At 60.4% G+C, this 16,362-nt stretch carries 14 protein-coding genes; 9 read left to right on the top strand and 5 right to left on the bottom strand.

The window, feature by feature from the left end; genetic code table 11:
* The first annotated feature begins 1 nt into the window (after position 1).
* The 9 genes from murD (at position 2) to lpxC (ending at position 10,462) form a co-directional block, all read left to right on the top strand.
* The gene (gene murD, locus POF45_RS10640) at positions 2-1,348 is read left to right on the top strand and encodes a UDP-N-acetylmuramoyl-L-alanine--D-glutamate ligase (RefSeq protein WP_259496486.1); all 1,347 of its coding nucleotides are present in this window, start codon (positions 2-4) and stop codon (positions 1,346-1,348) included.
* Positions 1,345-2,562 (top strand): putative lipid II flippase FtsW, encoded by a 1,218-nt coding sequence (ftsW, locus tag POF45_RS10635; protein WP_259496485.1) that lies wholly within the window; start codon positions 1,345-1,347, stop codon positions 2,560-2,562. Before murD ends, ftsW begins: the two co-directional genes overlap by 4 nt.
* A complete protein-coding gene (gene murG, locus POF45_RS10630) occupies positions 2,552-3,622 on the top strand; it encodes an undecaprenyldiphospho-muramoylpentapeptide beta-N-acetylglucosaminyltransferase (protein WP_282315652.1) in 1,071 nt (356 codons plus the stop codon). The genes ftsW and murG overlap by 11 nt, the downstream gene beginning before the upstream one ends.
* Positions 3,615-5,075: a UDP-N-acetylmuramate--L-alanine ligase gene (gene murC, locus POF45_RS10625; RefSeq protein WP_259496480.1), complete on the top strand. Its 1,461-nt coding sequence runs from the start codon at positions 3,615-3,617 to the stop codon at positions 5,073-5,075. Before murG ends, murC begins: the two co-directional genes overlap by 8 nt.
* The gene (locus POF45_RS10620; RefSeq protein ID WP_259496478.1) at positions 5,072-6,028 is read left to right on the top strand and encodes a D-alanine--D-alanine ligase; all 957 of its coding nucleotides are present in this window, start codon (positions 5,072-5,074) and stop codon (positions 6,026-6,028) included. The genes murC and POF45_RS10620 overlap by 4 nt, the downstream gene beginning before the upstream one ends.
* A gap of 4 nt (positions 6,029-6,032) precedes the next feature.
* Positions 6,033-6,902: a cell division protein FtsQ/DivIB gene (locus POF45_RS10615; protein ID WP_259496476.1), complete on the top strand. Its 870-nt coding sequence runs from the start codon at positions 6,033-6,035 to the stop codon at positions 6,900-6,902.
* 15 nt (positions 6,903-6,917) lie between these two features.
* The gene (gene ftsA / locus POF45_RS10610; protein ID WP_259496475.1) at positions 6,918-8,177 is read left to right on the top strand and encodes a cell division protein FtsA; all 1,260 of its coding nucleotides are present in this window, start codon (positions 6,918-6,920) and stop codon (positions 8,175-8,177) included.
* A gap of 67 nt (positions 8,178-8,244) precedes the next feature.
* A complete protein-coding gene (gene ftsZ / locus POF45_RS10605) occupies positions 8,245-9,438 on the top strand; it encodes a cell division protein FtsZ (RefSeq protein ID WP_259496474.1) in 1,194 nt (397 codons plus the stop codon).
* Between the two features lie 112 nt (positions 9,439-9,550).
* Positions 9,551-10,462, top strand: a complete 912-nt coding sequence (gene lpxC, locus POF45_RS10600) for a UDP-3-O-acyl-N-acetylglucosamine deacetylase (RefSeq protein ID WP_008060300.1) — start codon at positions 9,551-9,553, stop codon at positions 10,460-10,462.
* 177 nt (positions 10,463-10,639) lie between these two features.
* Here lpxC and POF45_RS10595 read toward each other — a convergent pair whose 3' ends face one another.
* From POF45_RS10595 to POF45_RS10575, 5 genes are all read right to left on the bottom strand, one after another.
* The gene (locus POF45_RS10595) at positions 10,640-12,139 is read right to left on the bottom strand and encodes a GGDEF domain-containing protein (protein ID WP_259496471.1); all 1,500 of its coding nucleotides are present in this window, start codon (positions 12,137-12,139) and stop codon (positions 10,640-10,642) included.
* A 178-nt stretch (positions 12,140-12,317) separates the two neighbouring features.
* Positions 12,318-13,637 carry an OprD family porin gene (locus POF45_RS10590; RefSeq protein WP_282315651.1) on the bottom strand — a complete coding sequence of 440 codons (1,320 nt, stop codon included), beginning with the start codon at positions 13,635-13,637 and terminating at the stop codon, positions 12,318-12,320.
* Between the two features lie 194 nt (positions 13,638-13,831).
* Positions 13,832-14,056 (bottom strand): hypothetical protein, encoded by a 225-nt coding sequence (locus POF45_RS29755; RefSeq protein ID WP_259496469.1) that lies wholly within the window; start codon positions 14,054-14,056, stop codon positions 13,832-13,834.
* 274 nt (positions 14,057-14,330) lie between these two features.
* Positions 14,331-15,695 (bottom strand): heavy metal sensor histidine kinase, encoded by a 1,365-nt coding sequence (locus tag POF45_RS10580; RefSeq protein ID WP_259496468.1) that lies wholly within the window; start codon positions 15,693-15,695, stop codon positions 14,331-14,333.
* On the bottom strand, positions 15,685-16,362 hold the full coding sequence (locus POF45_RS10575) for a heavy metal response regulator transcription factor (protein WP_259496467.1): 678 nt from the start codon (positions 16,360-16,362) through the stop codon (positions 15,685-15,687). The genes POF45_RS10580 and POF45_RS10575 overlap by 11 nt, the downstream gene beginning before the upstream one ends.

Below are 16,362 nucleotides of genomic sequence, written 5' to 3'. Positions count from 1 at the left end.
AGTGTCTCTGATCGCTTCTGACCACTTCCGCATCGTTGTCGGCCTCGGCAAGAGCGGCATGTCCCTGGTTCGCTTCCTGGCGAACCGGGGCGTGTCGTTTGCCGTTGCCGATACGCGGGAAAATCCACCGGAGCTGGCCACGCTGCGCCGTGACTACCCGCAGGTGGAAGTGCGTTGTGGCGAACTCGACGTCGAGTTCCTGTGCCGCGCCGACGAGCTCTACGTGAGCCCCGGCCTGGCGCTGGCGACCCCGGCCCTGCAGGCGGCGGCTGCCCGTGGCGTGAAATTGTCCGGCGACATCGAGCTGTTCGCGCGTAACGCGAAGGCGCCGATTGTCGCCATCAGCGGTTCCAACGCGAAAAGCACCGTCACCACGCTGGTTGGCGAAATGGCCGCTGCGGCGGGCAAGCGTGTTGCAGTCGGCGGCAACCTCGGTACGCCGGCGCTGGATCTGCTCAGCGATGACGTCGAGTTGTACGTGATGGAGCTGTCGAGTTTCCAGCTGGAAACCACCGATCATCTGGGCGCCGAAGTGGCCACCGTACTCAACGTCAGCGAAGACCACATGGACCGCTACAGCGGCCTGCCGGCGTATCACCTGGCCAAGCACCGGATTTTCCGTGGTGCGAAACAGTTCGTGGTCAACCGTCAGGACGCCCTGAGCCGTCCGCTGATGGGCGAAGGCCAGCCTTGCTGGACCTTCGGCCTGAGCAAACCCGATTTCAAGGCATTCGGAATTCGTGACGAAGATGGCGAGAAATACCTTGCCTTCGAATTCCAGAACCTGATGCCGGTACGGGAACTGAAAATCCGTGGTGGCCACAACCAGTCCAACGCCCTGGCGGCGCTGGCCCTGGGGCACGCCGTTGGTCTGCCGTTCGATGCCATGCTCTCAAGCCTGCGCACGTTCGCCGGGCTCGAACATCGCTGCCAATGGGTTCGCGACCTCAACGGCGTGAGCTACTACAACGATTCCAAAGCCACCAACGTCGGCGCCGCACTGGCCGCCATCGAAGGCCTGGGCGCGGACATCGACGGCAAGCTCGTGTTGATCGCCGGTGGCGACGGCAAGGGGGCCGACTTCAAGGACCTGCGTGATCCCGTGGCGGCCAACTGCCGCGCCGTGGTGTTGATGGGCCGCGACTCGGACTTGATTGCTCAGGCCGTCGGAGACAGTGTGCCGTTGATTCGCGTCAGCTCGCTGAACGAAGCGGTGGAGCAATGCCACGCCCTCGCCGAACCAGGTGATGCGGTGCTGTTGTCGCCGGCCTGCGCCAGTTTCGACATGTTCAAGAATTACGAAGACCGTGGTCACCAGTTCGTCCGCGCCGTGGAGGATCTGGCATGAGCTGGAAAAACATCATCAAGCCGTACCCGTCGCCGATCATCACCGGGCGCGGTATCGACCTCGACTTTCCAATGCTCGCCGGTTGCCTGGCGCTGTTGGGTCTGGGCCTGATCATGATTGCCTCGGCATCGACCGAAGTGGCGGCCGTGCAGTCGGGCAGCGCCCTGTATTACATGATTCGTCACCTTATCTACATCGTGCTTGGCCTTGCTGCCTGCATCGTCACCATGATGATCCCGATTGCGACCTGGCAACGCCTGGGCTGGTTGATGCTGGTGGGGGCGTTCGGTTTGCTGGTGATGGTGATCGTGCCGGGGATCGGCCGTGAAGTGAACGGTTCGATGCGCTGGATCGGTTTCAGCTTCTTCAACGTTCAGCCTTCCGAGATCGCCAAGGTATTCGTGGTGATCTACCTCGCCGGTTATCTGGTACGTCGCCAGAAAGAAGTGCGTGAAAGCTGGATGGGCTTCTTCAAGCCGTTCATCGTACTGCTGCCGATGGCGGGCCTGTTGCTGATGGAGCCGGATTTCGGTGCCACCGTCGTGATGATGGGCGCGGCGGCGGCAATGCTGTTCCTCGGTGGCGTCGGGCTGTTCCGCTTTTCCCTGATGGTGGTGCTGGCGGTCGCGGCGGTGGTGCTGTTGATTCAAGTGCAACCGTACCGGATGGCGCGTCTGACCAACTTTGCCGACCCGTGGGCTGACCAGTTTGGTGCCGGTTATCAGCTGTCTCAGGCATTGATCGCTTTCGGTCGCGGCGAATGGCTGGGCGTTGGCCTGGGCAACAGCGTGCAGAAGCAGTTCTACCTGCCGGAAGCCCACACTGACTTCGTGTTCTCGGTCCTGGCCGAAGAACTGGGCGCCGTGGGTTCGTTGTGCACTGTCGCGCTGTTCGTCTTCGTCTGTATTCGTGGCATGTACATCGGATTGTGGGCAGAAAAGGCCAAGCAATATTTCGCGGCCTATGTGGCTTACGGGCTGTCGTTCCTGTGGATCGGTCAGTTCCTGATCAACATCGGCGTGAACGTCGGCCTGCTGCCGACCAAAGGTCTGACGTTGCCGTTCCTCAGTTATGGCGGCAGTTCGTTGGTGATCTGCTGCGCCTGTCTGGGTCTGTTGCTGCGTATCGAGTGGGAGAGTCGAACCCACCTGGGCAGCGAAGAGATGGAGTTCCAGGAGAGTGACTTCGCCGAGGAGCCACCCCATGGGCGCTAACGTATTGATCATGGCCGGCGGCACCGGCGGCCACGTGTTCCCGGCGCTGGCCTGTGCCCGCGAGTTTCAGTCCCGTGGCTATACGGTGCACTGGCTCGGCACGCCGCGCGGGATCGAGAACGATCTGGTGCCGGCAGCCGGTCTGGAGCTGCACCGGATCAACGCCAGCGGTCTGCGTGGCAAGGGCAAGCTGTCGCTGCTCAAGGCACCGTTCATGTTGCTGAAATCGGTCTGGCAGGCGCGGGCGATCATTCGTCAGCTGCGGCCGGTCTGCGTGGTCGGTTTTGGTGGTTATGTGACCGGTCCCGGTGGTGTTGCCGCCAAGCTGGCCGGTGTGCCGGTCATCGTTCACGAGCAGAACGCAGTGGCCGGTACCGCCAATCGGTTACTCATGCCGTTGGCCGCCCGAGTCTGTGAAGCGTTCCCCGACACCTTTACCCTGTCGGACAGCCGTCGGACCACCGGCAATCCGGTGCGCACGGAGCTGTTCCTCGAAACATCGCGACCAGCCCTGGCCGGTCGCAAGGCGCGTTTGCTGATCCTGGGCGGAAGCCTGGGCGCAGAACCGTTGAACAAGTTGCTGCCTGAAGCCCTGTCGCAAGTCGCCCCCGACCTGCGTCCGGAAGTGTTTCATCAGGCCGGCAAAAACCACGATGAAGTGACTGCGCAGCGCTATCGCGACGCTGGCGTCGAGGCGCAAGTGCAGCCCTTCATCAAAGACATGGCCCAGGCCTATGGCTGGGCCGACCTGGTGGTGTGCCGCGCAGGCGCGTTGACCATCAGTGAACTGGCTGCCGCCGGTCTGCCCTCGATGCTGGTGCCTTTGCCCCACGCGATCGACGATCACCAGACCCGCAATGCCGAATATTTGGCCCGTGAAGGTGCTGCCTTCCTGATGCCGCAAAGAACGACCGGCGCAGCGGATCTTGCCGCACGCCTGACAGAGGTCCTGATGCAACCGCAACGACTCGAAGACATGGCCACTGCGGCCCGCCGACTGGCTAAACCCGATGCCACCCGTAACGTAGTCGACACCTGCCTGGAGGTGGCCCATGGTTGAGAATCAGAAAGCCATGCCACAGCCGGAAATGCGCCGCATCCGTCGCATCCACTTCGTCGGTATCGGCGGTGTAGGCATGTGCGGTATTGCCGAAGTGTTGTTGAACCTGGGCTACGAAGTGTCCGGTTCCGACCTGAAGGCATCGCCGGTGACCGAGCGTCTTGAATCGTTCGGCGCACACATATTCATCGGCCACCGTGCCGAAAATGCTGCCGCAGCCGATGTGCTGGTAGTGTCGAGTGCCGTCAATACGTCGAACCCGGAAGTGGCGACTGCTCTGGAACGTCGTATTCCAGTGGTGCCGCGTGCCGAGATGCTGGCCGAGCTGATGCGCTATCGCCATGGCATCGCCGTCGCCGGTACGCACGGCAAAACCACCACCACCAGCCTGATCGCTTCGGTGTTCGCGGCCGGTGGCCTGGACCCGACGTTCGTCATCGGTGGCCGTCTGAATGCCGCGGGCACCAATGCCCAGCTCGGCACCAGCCGCTACCTGATCGCCGAGGCCGATGAAAGCGACGCCAGCTTCCTGCACCTGCAGCCGCTGGTGGCCGTGGTCACCAACATCGATGCCGACCACATGGCGACCTACGACGGTGACTTCAACAAGTTGAAGAAAACCTTCGTCGAGTTCCTGCACAACCTGCCGTTCTACGGTCTGGCGGTAGTGTGCCTGGACGACCCTGTGGTGCGCGAAATCCTGCCGCTGGTCAAACGTCCGACGGTCACCTACGGCTTTGGCGATGACTGCGACGTACGCGCCATCAATGTACGCCAGCAGGGCATGCAGACGTTCTTCACTGTGCTGCGCCCTGATCGTGAGCCGCTGGATGTTTCGGTCAACATGCCGGGCAACCACAACGTGTTGAACGCACTGGCGACCATCTGCATTGCCTCCGACGAGGGCGTCAGCGATGAAGCCATTGTCCAGGGCCTGTCCGGGTTCCAGGGCGTCGGTCGGCGCTTCCAGGTCTATGGCGAGCTGCCGGTCGATGACGGCCACGTGATGCTGGTGGACGACTACGGCCACCACCCGACCGAAGTTGCCGCCGTGATCAAGGCCGTGCGTGGTGGCTGGCCGGAGCGCCGTCTGGTGATGGTTTACCAGCCGCACCGTTATAGCCGCACCCGCGACCTGTATGACGATTTCGTCAATGTTCTGGCTGACGCCAACGTGCTGCTGCTGATGGAAGTCTATCCGGCTGGCGAAGAGCCGATTCCGGGTGCCGACAGCCGCAAGCTGTGCAACAGCATCCGGCAGCGCGGCCAGCTCGACCCGATCTACATCGAGCGCGGCGTGGACCTGGCGCCAATCGTCAAGCCGCTGCTGCGTGCCGGCGACATTCTGCTGTGCCAGGGCGCCGGTGATATCGGCGGCCTCGCGCCAAAACTGTTGAAAAGTCCGTTGTTCGCCGGTGCCATTGCCGCATCGGTTGAGGGGAAGTTGAAATGACTGCTGCCTACGCCAACCTCGTCTCCACCCTCGACCCGAAAACCTTCGGTCGCGTCGCCGTGCTGTTCGGTGGCAAAAGCGCCGAGCGCGAAGTGTCGCTCAAATCCGGCAACGCCGTGCTTGAAGCGCTGCAAGGTGCAGGTGTGAACGCGTTCGGCATCGACGTCGGTGATGACTTCCTGCAGCGTTTGCTCAACGAAAAAATCGACCGTGCCTTCATCATTCTCCACGGTCGTGGCGGTGAAGACGGCAGCATGCAGGGCCTGCTCGAATGCCTGGGCATTCCATACACCGGCAGCGGCATCCTGGCCTCGGCGTTGGCGATGGACAAACTGCGCACCAAGCAGGTCTGGCACAGCCTCGGGATTCCGACGCCACGCCACGCCGTACTGAGTTCGGAGGCCGATTGTATTTCGGCGGCCACGGAACTGGGCTTCCCTTTGATCGTCAAACCGGCCCATGAAGGTTCAAGTATCGGTATGGCCAAAGTGACTTCTGCGTTCGAGTTGATCGACGCATGGAAAGCGGCCAGTACCTACGATTCGCAAGTGTTGGTCGAGCAATGGATTCAAGGTCCGGAGTTCACCATCGCCACCCTGCGTGACCAGGTGTTGCCTCCGATTGCCCTGGGTACGCCCCATACGTTTTACGACTACGACGCCAAGTACGTGGCCAACGATACCCAGTATCGGGTGCCGTGCGGCCTGGACAGTGCCAAGGAAAAGGAACTCATGGACCTCACGGCTAAAGCCTGTGAGGCGCTGGGTATCGCCGGTTGGGGCAGGGCTGACGTGATGCAGGACGCCGACGGGCAGTTCTGGTTCCTGGAAGTCAATACCGCACCGGGCATGACCGATCACAGCCTGGTTCCGATGGCGGCCCGTGCCGCCGGTCTGGATTTCCAGCAACTGGTGGTGGCGATTCTGGCCGCCAGCATTGAGCCGCGAGGGTAAAACCATGCAAGGCGCATCGTTGCGACATCAGCCACCCGCACCACCCGGCCGCAAGCCGGTGCCGCGGGGTGCCAGCCGAATGGTGGCCAAAGAGCCGATGTCCGTGCGCCTGCCCAAAGCCAATTTCGGCTTTCTCAAAGCCTTGTTCTGGCCAGTGCTGTTGGTGGTACTGGGGTTCGGTACTTACGAAGGCGCGCAGCGTTTGCTGCCTTACGCTGACCGGCCGATCACCAAGATCAATGTGCAGGGCGACCTGAGTTACATCAGTCAGCAAGCGGTGCAGCAGCGGATCGCCCCGTACGTGGCGTCGAGCTTCTTCACCATCGACCTGGCGAGCATGCGCACGGAGCTGGAACAGATGCCATGGATTGCCCACGCCGAAGTGCGTCGGGTGTGGCCGGACCAGGTGGTGATTCGCCTGGAAGAGCAGCTGCCTGTAGCCCGTTGGGGCGATGAGTCGCTGCTCAACAACCAGGGCCAGGCGTTTACGCCCAAGGAACTGGCGAACTACGAACACCTGCCTCAGCTGTTCGGTCCACAACGGGCCCAGCAGCAAGTGATGCAGCAATACCAGGTGCTGAGCCAGATGCTCAGGCCATTGGGCTTCTCGATTGCGCGCCTGGAATTGCGTGAACGAGGCAGCTGGTTCCTGACCACCGGTGCCGGCAGCGCGGGCCCCGGGATTGAACTGCTGCTTGGACGCGGCGCCCTGGTAGAAAAGATGCGCCGCTTCATTGCCATCTACGACAAAACGCTTAAAGACCAGATTACGAACATTGCGCGCATCGATCTGCGCTACGCCAACGGCCTCGCCGTTGGCTGGCGGGAACCTGTAGCGCCGACGACAGCCAAACCCGCTGTCGCGAAGAATTAAGAAGAGGCAGGACCCATGGCAAACGTGCAAAGCGGCAAAATGATCGTCGGTCTGGATATCGGCACCTCCAAGGTGGTGGCGCTGGTAGGCGAGGTCGCGGACGATGGCACGCTGGAAATCGTCGGGATCGGTACACACCCCTCCCGCGGCCTGAAGAAAGGCGTGGTGGTGAACATCGAGTCCACCGTGCAATCGATTCAGCGCGCTATCGAAGAAGCACAGCTGATGGCCGGCTGCCGGATCCACTCGGCGTTCGTCGGCGTGGCCGGCAATCACATCCGCAGCCTGAATTCCCACGGCATCGTGGCGATTCGTGATCGCGAAGTCAGCGCCGCTGACCTTGAACGTGTGCTCGACGCCGCTCAGGCCGTAGCGATTCCGGCTGACCAGCGCGTGCTTCACACCCTGCCGCAGGATTACGTGATCGATAACCAGGAAGGCGTTCGTGAGCCACTGGGCATGTCCGGCGTGCGCCTGGAAGCCAAGGTTCACGTGGTCACCTGCGCCGTCAACGCCGCACAGAACATTGAAAAATGCGTGCGTCGCTGCGGTCTGGAAATCGACGACATCATTCTCGAGCAGTTGGCCTCGGCCTACTCGGTATTGACCGACGACGAGAAAGAGCTGGGCGTGTGCCTGGTGGACATCGGTGGCGGCACCACCGACATCGCGATCTTCACCGAAGGCGCGATTCGCCACACCGCCGTGATCCCGATTGCGGGCGATCAGGTGACCAACGACATCGCCATGGCGCTGCGTACACCGACCCAGTACGCCGAAGAAATCAAGATTCGCTACGCCTGCGCCCTGGCCAAACTGGCCGGTGCCGGTGAAACCATCAAGGTGCCGAGCGTCGGCGACCGTCCACCGCGCGAGCTGTCCCGTCAGGCCCTGGCCGAAGTGGTCGAGCCGCGTTACGACGAACTGTTCACCCTGATCCAGGCCGAGCTGCGTCGCAGTGGCTACGAAGACCTGATCCCGGCCGGCATCGTGCTGACCGGCGGCACCTCGAAAATGGAAGGCGCCACTGAACTGGCCGAAGAAATCTTCCACATGCCGGTTCGTCTGGGCGTGCCTCACGGCGTTAAAGGCCTGGATGACGTGGTACGCAACCCGATTTATTCCACTGGCGTTGGCTTGTTGATGTACGGCCTGCAAAAGCAGTCCGACGGGATTTCGTTCTCGGGCATCAGCAGCCGCGACAGCTACAGCAACGACGAGCCTCAGGCGCCGTTGCTGGACCGACTGAAGAAGTGGGTCCAGGGCAATTTCTAAAGATTTACCGCAACACCGCTACAAAACGCAGTAGGCGAAAAAACTAGAGAATGTAAGGAGAGGGAAAATGTTCGAACTCGTAGACAACATCCCGCAAAGCCCGGTTATTAAAGTTATCGGTGTTGGCGGTGGCGGCGGCAACGCAGTCAATCACATGGTCAAGAGCAACATTGAAGGCGTGGAATTCATCTGCGCCAACACTGATGCCCAGGCGCTGAAAAGCATCGGCGCGCGGACCATCCTGCAACTGGGCACTGGCGTGACCAAAGGTCTTGGCGCTGGCGCCAACCCTGAAGTGGGTCGTCAGGCCGCACTGGAAGACCGTGAGCGCATTGCCGAAGTACTGGCCGGCACCAACATGGTGTTCATCACCACTGGCATGGGCGGCGGTACCGGTACCGGTGCTGCGCCGATCATCGCCGAAGTGGCCAAGGAAATGGGCATCCTTACCGTAGCGGTAGTGACCCGTCCGTTCCCGTTCGAAGGCCGCAAGCGCATGCAGATCGCCGACGAAGGCATCCGTCTGCTGTCTGAAAGCGTTGATTCGTTGATCACCATTCCCAACGAAAAACTGCTGACCATCCTGGGCAAGGACGCAAGCCTGCTGTCCGCGTTCGCCAAGGCTGACGATGTACTGGCCGGTGCCGTTCGTGGTATCTCCGACATCATCAAGCGTCCGGGCATGATCAACGTCGACTTCGCCGACGTACGTACCGTGATGAGCGAAATGGGCATGGCGATGATGGGCACTGGCTGCGCCAGCGGTCCGAACCGTGCACGCGAGGCCACCGAAGCGGCCATTCGCAACCCGCTGCTCGAAGACGTGAACCTGCAAGGTGCACGCGGCATCCTGGTGAACATCACCGCCGGTCCTGACCTGTCCCTGGGTGAGTACTCCGACGTGGGTAGCATCATCGAAGCCTTCGCTTCCGAGCACGCCATGGTCAAGGTCGGTACCGTTATCGATCCGGACATGCGCGACGAGCTGCACGTGACTGTAGTCGCTACCGGTCTGGGCGCGAAAATCGAGAAGCCTGTGAAGGTCATCGACAACACCGTTCACACCTCCATGGCTTCCCAGCCGCAACAGCAAGCCCCTGCTCGTCACGAACAGGCAGCGGTGAACTACCGTGACCTGGACCGTCCGACCGTCATGCGCAACCAGGCTCAGGCCGGTGCTGCGACTGCCGCGAAGATGAATCCGCAAGACGATCTGGACTACCTGGACATCCCGGCTTTCCTGCGTCGTCAGGCTGATTGATGGAATGTATCAGGGCTATGAAGTTGATTGGTGTTCAGCAAAGGTCTGGTCTGCTATCATCGCCAGCCTTTGTTGATACCAGTTCGCAATTTGCGCTGAAGCGGCCCAAGCCATGATTAAACAACGCACACTGAAAAATATTATCCGTGCCACAGGTGTAGGCCTGCACTCCGGGGAGAAGGTATACCTGACCCTCAAGCCCGCGCCTATCGACACCGGCATTGTGTTTTGTCGTGCTGACCTCGATCCTGTGGTGCAGATTCCTGCTCGCGCAGAAAACGTTGGCGAAACCACTATGTCGACCACACTGGTTAACGGTGACGTCAAAGTGGACACGGTGGAGCACTTGCTCTCGGCCATGGCTGGCCTGGGCATCGATAACGCCTACGTCGAGCTCTCCGCGTCTGAAGTCCCGATCATGGATGGTAGCGCCGGACCTTTCGTATTCCTGATTCAATCGGCCGGCCTGGAAGAACAGGACGCCGCCAAGAAGTTCATCCGCATCCTGCGTGAAGTGACAGTGGAAGATGGCGACAAGCGCGCCACTTTCGTCCCTTTCGAAGGTTTCAAGGTGAGCTTCGAGATCGATTTCGATCACCCGGTTTTCCGTGACCGCACACAAAGTGCAAGCGTGGATTTTTCCAGCACTTCGTTCGTAAAAGAAGTCAGCCGCGCCCGTACCTTTGGTTTCATGAGTGACATCGAGTACCTGCGCAAGCACAACCTCGCACTCGGCGGCAGCGTTGAAAACGCTATTGTGGTCGACGCGGATGGTGTACTGAACGAAGACGGCCTTCGCTATGAAGACGAATTCGTGAAGCACAAGATCCTCGATGCAATTGGTGACCTCTACCTGCTGGGCAATAGCCTGATTGGTGAGTTCAAGGGCTTCAAGTCCGGACATGCATTGAACAACCAGCTGCTGCGCAAGTTGATTGAGCAGACAGATGCTTGGGAAGTCGTGACTTTCGAAGACGCCAGCACTGCACCGATCTCTTACATGCGTCCTGTCGCGGCCGTGTAAGCAAAAAACCTCTCTAGTTTTTTAAAGGCCACCTTCGGGTGGCCTTTTTTTATGGCTGGATTTTGTAGTGTTCCGGCCGGCCTCCTCGCGAGCAGGTGACCGCGTTCCTACATACAACGGTGATCCAATGTGGGAGCGGGCTTGCCCGCGAAGAGGCCAGTAGCCCCAGCGAAAATCTCAGCCAGCCACCACCCGATTCCGCCCGCCATCCTTGGCCTGATACAACGCCTTGTCCGCCGCAAACAGCAGCTGCTCAAGCGAAATCTCGGACGCCGTGGTCCAGGTGCTGATGCCGATACTGACAGTAACCGGCAGCTGCGCCCCCGCCACCAATGGCAATTGCTCTACCGCCTGACGAATCTGTTCCGCGATCTGTCTTGCACCCGCGCTGTCGGTTTCGGCGAGGATCACCGAAAATTCTTCACCGCCATAACGGGCCACCAGATCAGCCGGGCGCCGGATGCTGGCGGCGATCACCTTGGCCAGTGCCCGCAAGGCATCGTCACCGGCCTGATGGCCGTGACGATCATTGAACGCCTTGAAATGATCGGCATCGATCATCAACACCGAAAGTGGTTTGCCGGAGCGTTGGGCGCGGAACCATTCATGGCGCAGGGCCTGGTCCAGGGTCCGACGGTTTGCAACGCCGGTCAGCGGATCGGTGGCGGCCAACAGCGCGAGTTCGCGCTCTGCCCTGTGACGCAGGCGCAATTCGCGGCTGAGCAGCCAGCTTAGCCACAGCAAGCCCAGGCACAGCACGCCGGTCGCGCCGCTGACGACAACAGCCGTGCGCTGCCAGACGCCAAACACCTCGTCGCGTGACAGCGCGACAATCACCGTCAATGGCAGGTTGCCGACCCGGGAAAAGGTGTACAGGCGTTGTTGGTGATCGATGCTCGACACACTGCTGAAGCTGCCATTGCCCTCACGCAGGAGGCGCACGACGTTAGGCCGGTTGGCGAAACTTTTGCCAATCATGTCGTTTTCGAGGTAAGGCTTTTGCGCCAACAACAGGCCGTCGCTATTGATGATGTTCAGGGTGCTGTTGCGACCGATGTCCAGGCTGTTGAACAACTCCTCGAAGTACGCCAGACGCATCGAGGCCACCGCGACTCCGAGAAATTCTCCCGTAGGCGACGAGATGCGCCGGCTGAAACTGATCTGCCATTGGTCGTTGTCGGCGCAGTCGCAACGTGGTTTGAAGGGGCGACTGATGAACATGCCCCTGTCGTGATTGCCCACGTGCGCCTGGAAGTAGTCGCGGTCGGCGAAGTTGGCCGCTTTAGGCTCCAGCAGCGATGAATCAGCCACCATGTCGCCGTGTGCGTCCAACAGCAGAATGTCGCCCTTGAAACGGGCCGTGTTGGAGCGGTCGAACAACACCAGATGGCGGACTTGCGCCGACATCTGTTTGAGGTCGTTGCGTTGCGACGCAGCGATCAACCCCTGCAACGTCATGTCGTAAAGCTCGACCGTGCGCAGCACATCGGCATCGATCAACTGGGCGATGGTGGTCGCACTGCGGGTCGCGTCCAGCTGGGCGTTGGCGTGTTCGCGTATCAGCAGGAACGTGACAATGCTGAGGATGGCAATGACGGTCAGGCAACTGCCCAGAACCAGCAGCAGCTCGGGGCGTCCGGTGGTGCCCGAAACGGTTGGAATGCGGCTTGCGATCATGGAGGGGGTCTGCTTGAGGGACTTTATAAGCGTAGTTCCTTTAATGCTGTTCCCGATGGGTCACGGCTATTTCACGGCGTTCAATCAATGGACGTGCAGGGTTGACTGGCCGATGTATAGATCCCAGGCACAAAAAAGGCCAGCGAAACATGCTGGCCTTTTGCTTTTGTCGCCGATATTAGAACACGTTGATCGGGTAATCGATGATTACACGGTATTCATCGGTGTCCTGATCCAGCGCACCGTAGCCGTTTGCGCCACGGTTGGTTGCCCATTGCAGGCGCACCGCGAGGTCTTTGGCCTGGCCGCTTTGAACCACGTATTTGAGGTCGATGTCGCGTTCCCAGTGCTTGGCATTCTTGCCCTCAGCGCTGTACCACGAGGCATAACCACGGCTGTCGGGATCGACCTTGGTCAGGTCCAGTTCACCCCGTGAATACGACAGCGCCGAGGTCAGGCCCGGCAGGCCGAGGACGGCGAAATCATAGGCGTATTTGAGTTTCCAGGAGCGCTCGTTCGGGCCGTTGAAGTCCGAGTACTGCTGGGAGTTGTCCAGGTAAATGCTGTCCCCCTGGCTGATGTAATCGAAGGGAGTGTTGCCGTTGACCCGCTGATACGCCGCGGTGACGCTGTGATGACCGACGCCGACGGTGAAATGCAGGCTGTAGGTGTTGTTGTCGATGTTGCCCAGCAGCGCATCGCCAGTGTCCTGGGTGTGATAGAAGTGCAGGCCGGGGTTGAGGCTGACCAGATCGTTGACCGCGTAGGTGTAATCCAGATCGTAGTAGTACTGGTTCCAGATGTCCTTGAGTTCGGCGGCGTACAGGCTGCTGGTCAGTCCCGGCAGACCGCTCCAGGCCACGCCGGCCCAGTTCAGGTGCTGGCTTTCATCGCCCTCAGGCAAGGTGCCGTAAGAGGTGCCGATGCGTTTATGGCCGCTCTGGTTATACGGCTTGGTGAAACTGACCTGGCCGCCTTCGATCAGAAAACCGTCGAAGCTGTGGTTGGTCAGGCTGACGCCGCGAAAGGTCTGCGGCAGCATGCGGCTTTCGCCACCGGCGATCACCGGGTTGGTGAGAAACAGGTCGCCGGCCTTCAATTCAGTGTCAAAGCCTCGCAGTTTCAGCGCGCCACCGGCCGTGGAGAACGAGCCCGGCGCCTTGCCGTTGCCATCGCTGACCGGCAGGATGCTCGACCCGTCGGTGCCGCCACCGCCATCAAGCTTGAGTCCGAGCATCCCGTGAACATCAACGCCGACCCCGACGCTGCCTGCAGTGAAACCGGATTCGAATTTGCCGAGAAAACCCTGGCCCCATTCGATGTTGTCATCGGTGTGCTGGTGACGGTTGCGGTTCATGTAGTAGTTGCGGGCATTGAGGTTGAGGCTTGAGCCTTCAACAAAACCTTGCTGGGTGGAATCGTCGGCGGCCTGGGCGCCAGGCGCCATCGTTGCGGCAACTGCAATGAACAGCGGGCTGAATCTGATAGGGAAACGCACTTGCGGTAAAGCTCCTTGGGTCAACTAAACACTTCAATGTTTTGAGGTGCGCGATGTTTCTTGTTAAGGAAGACGATTGCAAACGAATTAAAATCAAAACGAAAAAAAGCCGCTGAGAGCAGCGGCTTGAAGACAACTTTTCAAGGGGAAGAGCCGATGAAAAGTGTCGAGGGAAACAGAGTGAAGCGGGGCAGTCAGCTGTCTTTCTGGACCTGTTGGTGGGTCGCAGAAGTCGAAGCTTGAGGGGTTTGTGCAGCCTCCTGGGTTTTGGCCGTCATCTCCTCTTGTGCCTGTTCGTATGCCGCGGCACGCGCCGAGTGTTGCGCGACGAAAGACTGCGACTCTTCAGCCATGGCGAACGGGGACAGGAACAATGACGACAAAACGAAAGCGCTGGCAATACCCATACTGTTGGACATTCTGGAAACCTTCTTGCTTGGCAAGTGCTGTTTGGTGAGGCCAAGATAAGGTTCAAACGGCGGGAGAAACAGCGCGGATACAAGAAAGGACTGTTGCGCGGCGAGCAACAGTAAATGAGCTGGGGGCTTTTGTGGCGAGGGAACTTGCTCCCGCTCGGCTGCGAAGCAGTCGTGAAACCATTGCACATGGTTTGTCTGATACGCCGCGTCACGGGGTTTTGGGGCCGCTACGCAGCCCAGCGCGAGCAAGCTCGCCACGGGGATTGGTGTGGATTCAGACTGGCAGATAAATCCCGAACGTATTCATGCCATCATCACTGCGCACAAACACATCGCCGCCATGCATCAGCGCAATCGCCTTGACGATTGCCAACCCCAGCCCATGGTTGTTGCCGCTGTTGCTGCGTGACGCATCGACCCGATAGAAACGCTCGAACAGGCGCGGCAGGTGTTCACTGGCAATCGGCGAGCCCGGGTTGGCCACGCCGATGCTCACCTGATGCTCTTCGACCTCGATCCGCACCTCGATCACCTGCCCGGCTTCGGTGTGTTGCACCGCGTTGCTCAGCAGGTTGATCAAGGCCCGGCGCAGGTGCGCGATCTCGATTCGCACCTGCGCATCGCCGCTGACTCGGACCTGAACCTGAGCATCTTCGAGAATGAAGTCCAGATATTCCAGAGTCGTCGCCACTTCATCGGCAAGCGAAGTGGAAGTCAGCTTGGTGGCCTTGCTGCCCTGATCAGCGCTGGCCAGGAACAGCATGTCATTGATGATCGAACGCAGGCGCTCCAGCTCTTCGAGGTTCGATTGCAGCACCTCGAAATAGTGTTCCGCCGAGCGCCCGCGAGTCAGCGCCACTTGGGTCTGGCCAATCAGGTTGGTCAGCGGCGAGCGCAGTTCGTGGGCGACATCGGCGTTGAACGACTCCAGGCGTGAGTACGCCTGCTCGACCCGTTCCAGCGTGGAGTTGAACGAGCTGACAAACTGATTCAGCTCCGGCGGCAATGGCGACAGGCGCAGACGCCCGGCGCGCAATGGCGGTGCGAGCCGCTGGGCTTCATGGGACAGCTTGATCAACGGCTGCAAGCCAATGCGCGCTACCCAATAACCCAGTGCCGAAGCCAGCAGCACGCCGACAATCGCCAGGCTGATGAGGGCGATCAGCAGGTGATGCTGAGTCTGCAAAAAGGTCTCGGTGTCGATGGCGATCAGGAAGCGCAGCGGCGGGCGCTGGTCCTTGGCCGGGAACTGACTGACCAGCACTTTCAACGGATAGGGCTGATCCGGCAGTTGCAGATCACGCCGGCCTAGCGGGCCGGCAGAAAAGTCGCGGACCTGCGGCGTCGGGTTGCCGTATTCATAGGCCGGATCGCCACTGACGATCCAGAACCGGATGCGTTTGTCTTCCTCGCCCAGCAGGTTGAGCTTGGCGTTGATCTTCGCCCAGTGCTCGGGCGTGCCGAAACGCCCGACGGTGGATTCCAGCACACTGTAACGGGCATCCAGTTCCGCTTCCGGCAACAGGCCCAAGCCTTTTTCCACCTGTTGATACAAGGCGCCGCCGATCAACAGAAACACCAGCGCGGCCACCAGGGTGAACATGCCACTCAGGCGCAGCGCAATGGAATTACTGGGCACCGCGACTCTCCAGCACATACCCCATGCCACGAATGGTGTGCAGCAACTTTTCGTCGAACGGCCCGTCGAGCTTGGCCCGCAGGCGTTTGATCGCGACTTCGACCACGTTGGCGTCGCTGTCGAAATTGATATCCCAGACCATCTCGGCGATGGCGGTTTTCGACAGGATTTCTCCCTGCCGACGGGCCAGCACGCTGAGCAGCGAAAACTCCTTGGCGGTCAGATCCAGGCGCGCGCCGGCACGGGTGGCCTTGCGGCTGATCAGGTCGATCCACAGGTCGGCGATGCTCACTTGCACCGGTTCATGGCCGCCACTGCGCCGGGTCAGCGCTTGCAGGCGCGCCACCAGTTCCAGGAACGAAAACGGTTTGCCCAGGTAATCGTCGGCGCCCTCGCGCAGGCCGCGAATGCGGTCCTCAACACGCTCGCGGGCGGTGAGCATGATCACCGGGGTCTGCTTGCGCGCCCGCAGTGCACGCAACACGCCGAAGCCATCGAGACCCGGCAGCATGACGTCGAGGATGATCACCGCGTAGTCGCTTTCCAGCGCCAGGTGCAGGCCTTCGACGCCATCCCGCGCCAGGTCCACGGTGTAGCCCTGTTCCGTCAGGCCGCGATGCAAATAGTCCGCGGTTTTTTCTTCGTCTTCGATAATCAGAACGCGCAT

It is taken from the genome of Pseudomonas fungipugnans (assembly GCF_029955235.1).
GTDB classification, from domain to species: domain Bacteria; phylum Pseudomonadota; class Gammaproteobacteria; order Pseudomonadales; family Pseudomonadaceae; genus Aquipseudomonas; species Aquipseudomonas fungipugnans.
The sequence above is the reverse complement of the archived record's forward strand: the minus strand, read 5'-3'. Positions and strand labels throughout refer to the sequence as shown.

Bases quoted from the DNA above. Each gene is read 5' to 3' on its own strand.
- POF45_RS10615 (WP_259496476.1), top strand. From the start codon at position 6,033: ATGCAAGGCGCATCGTTGCGACATCAGCCACCCGCACCACCCGGCCGC.
- murG (WP_282315652.1), top strand. From the start codon at position 2,552: ATGGGCGCTAACGTATTGATCATGGCCGGCGGCACCGGCGGCCACGTG.
- lpxC (WP_008060300.1), top strand. From the start codon at position 9,551: ATGATTAAACAACGCACACTGAAAAATATTATCCGTGCCACAGGTGTA.
- POF45_RS10620 (WP_259496478.1), top strand. From the start codon at position 5,072: ATGACTGCTGCCTACGCCAACCTCGTCTCCACCCTCGACCCGAAAACC.
- murC (WP_259496480.1), top strand. From the start codon at position 3,615: ATGGTTGAGAATCAGAAAGCCATGCCACAGCCGGAAATGCGCCGCATC.
- POF45_RS29755 (WP_259496469.1), bottom strand. From the start codon at position 14,056: ATGTCCAACAGTATGGGTATTGCCAGCGCTTTCGTTTTGTCGTCATTG.
- POF45_RS10595 (WP_259496471.1), bottom strand. From the start codon at position 12,139: ATGATCGCAAGCCGCATTCCAACCGTTTCGGGCACCACCGGACGCCCC.
- ftsW (WP_259496485.1), top strand. From the start codon at position 1,345: ATGAGCTGGAAAAACATCATCAAGCCGTACCCGTCGCCGATCATCACC.
- ftsA (WP_259496475.1), top strand. From the start codon at position 6,918: ATGGCAAACGTGCAAAGCGGCAAAATGATCGTCGGTCTGGATATCGGC.
- ftsZ (WP_259496474.1), top strand. From the start codon at position 8,245: ATGTTCGAACTCGTAGACAACATCCCGCAAAGCCCGGTTATTAAAGTT.
- POF45_RS10575 (WP_259496467.1), bottom strand. From the start codon at position 16,362: ATGCGCGTTCTGATTATCGAAGACGAAGAAAAAACCGCGGACTATTTG.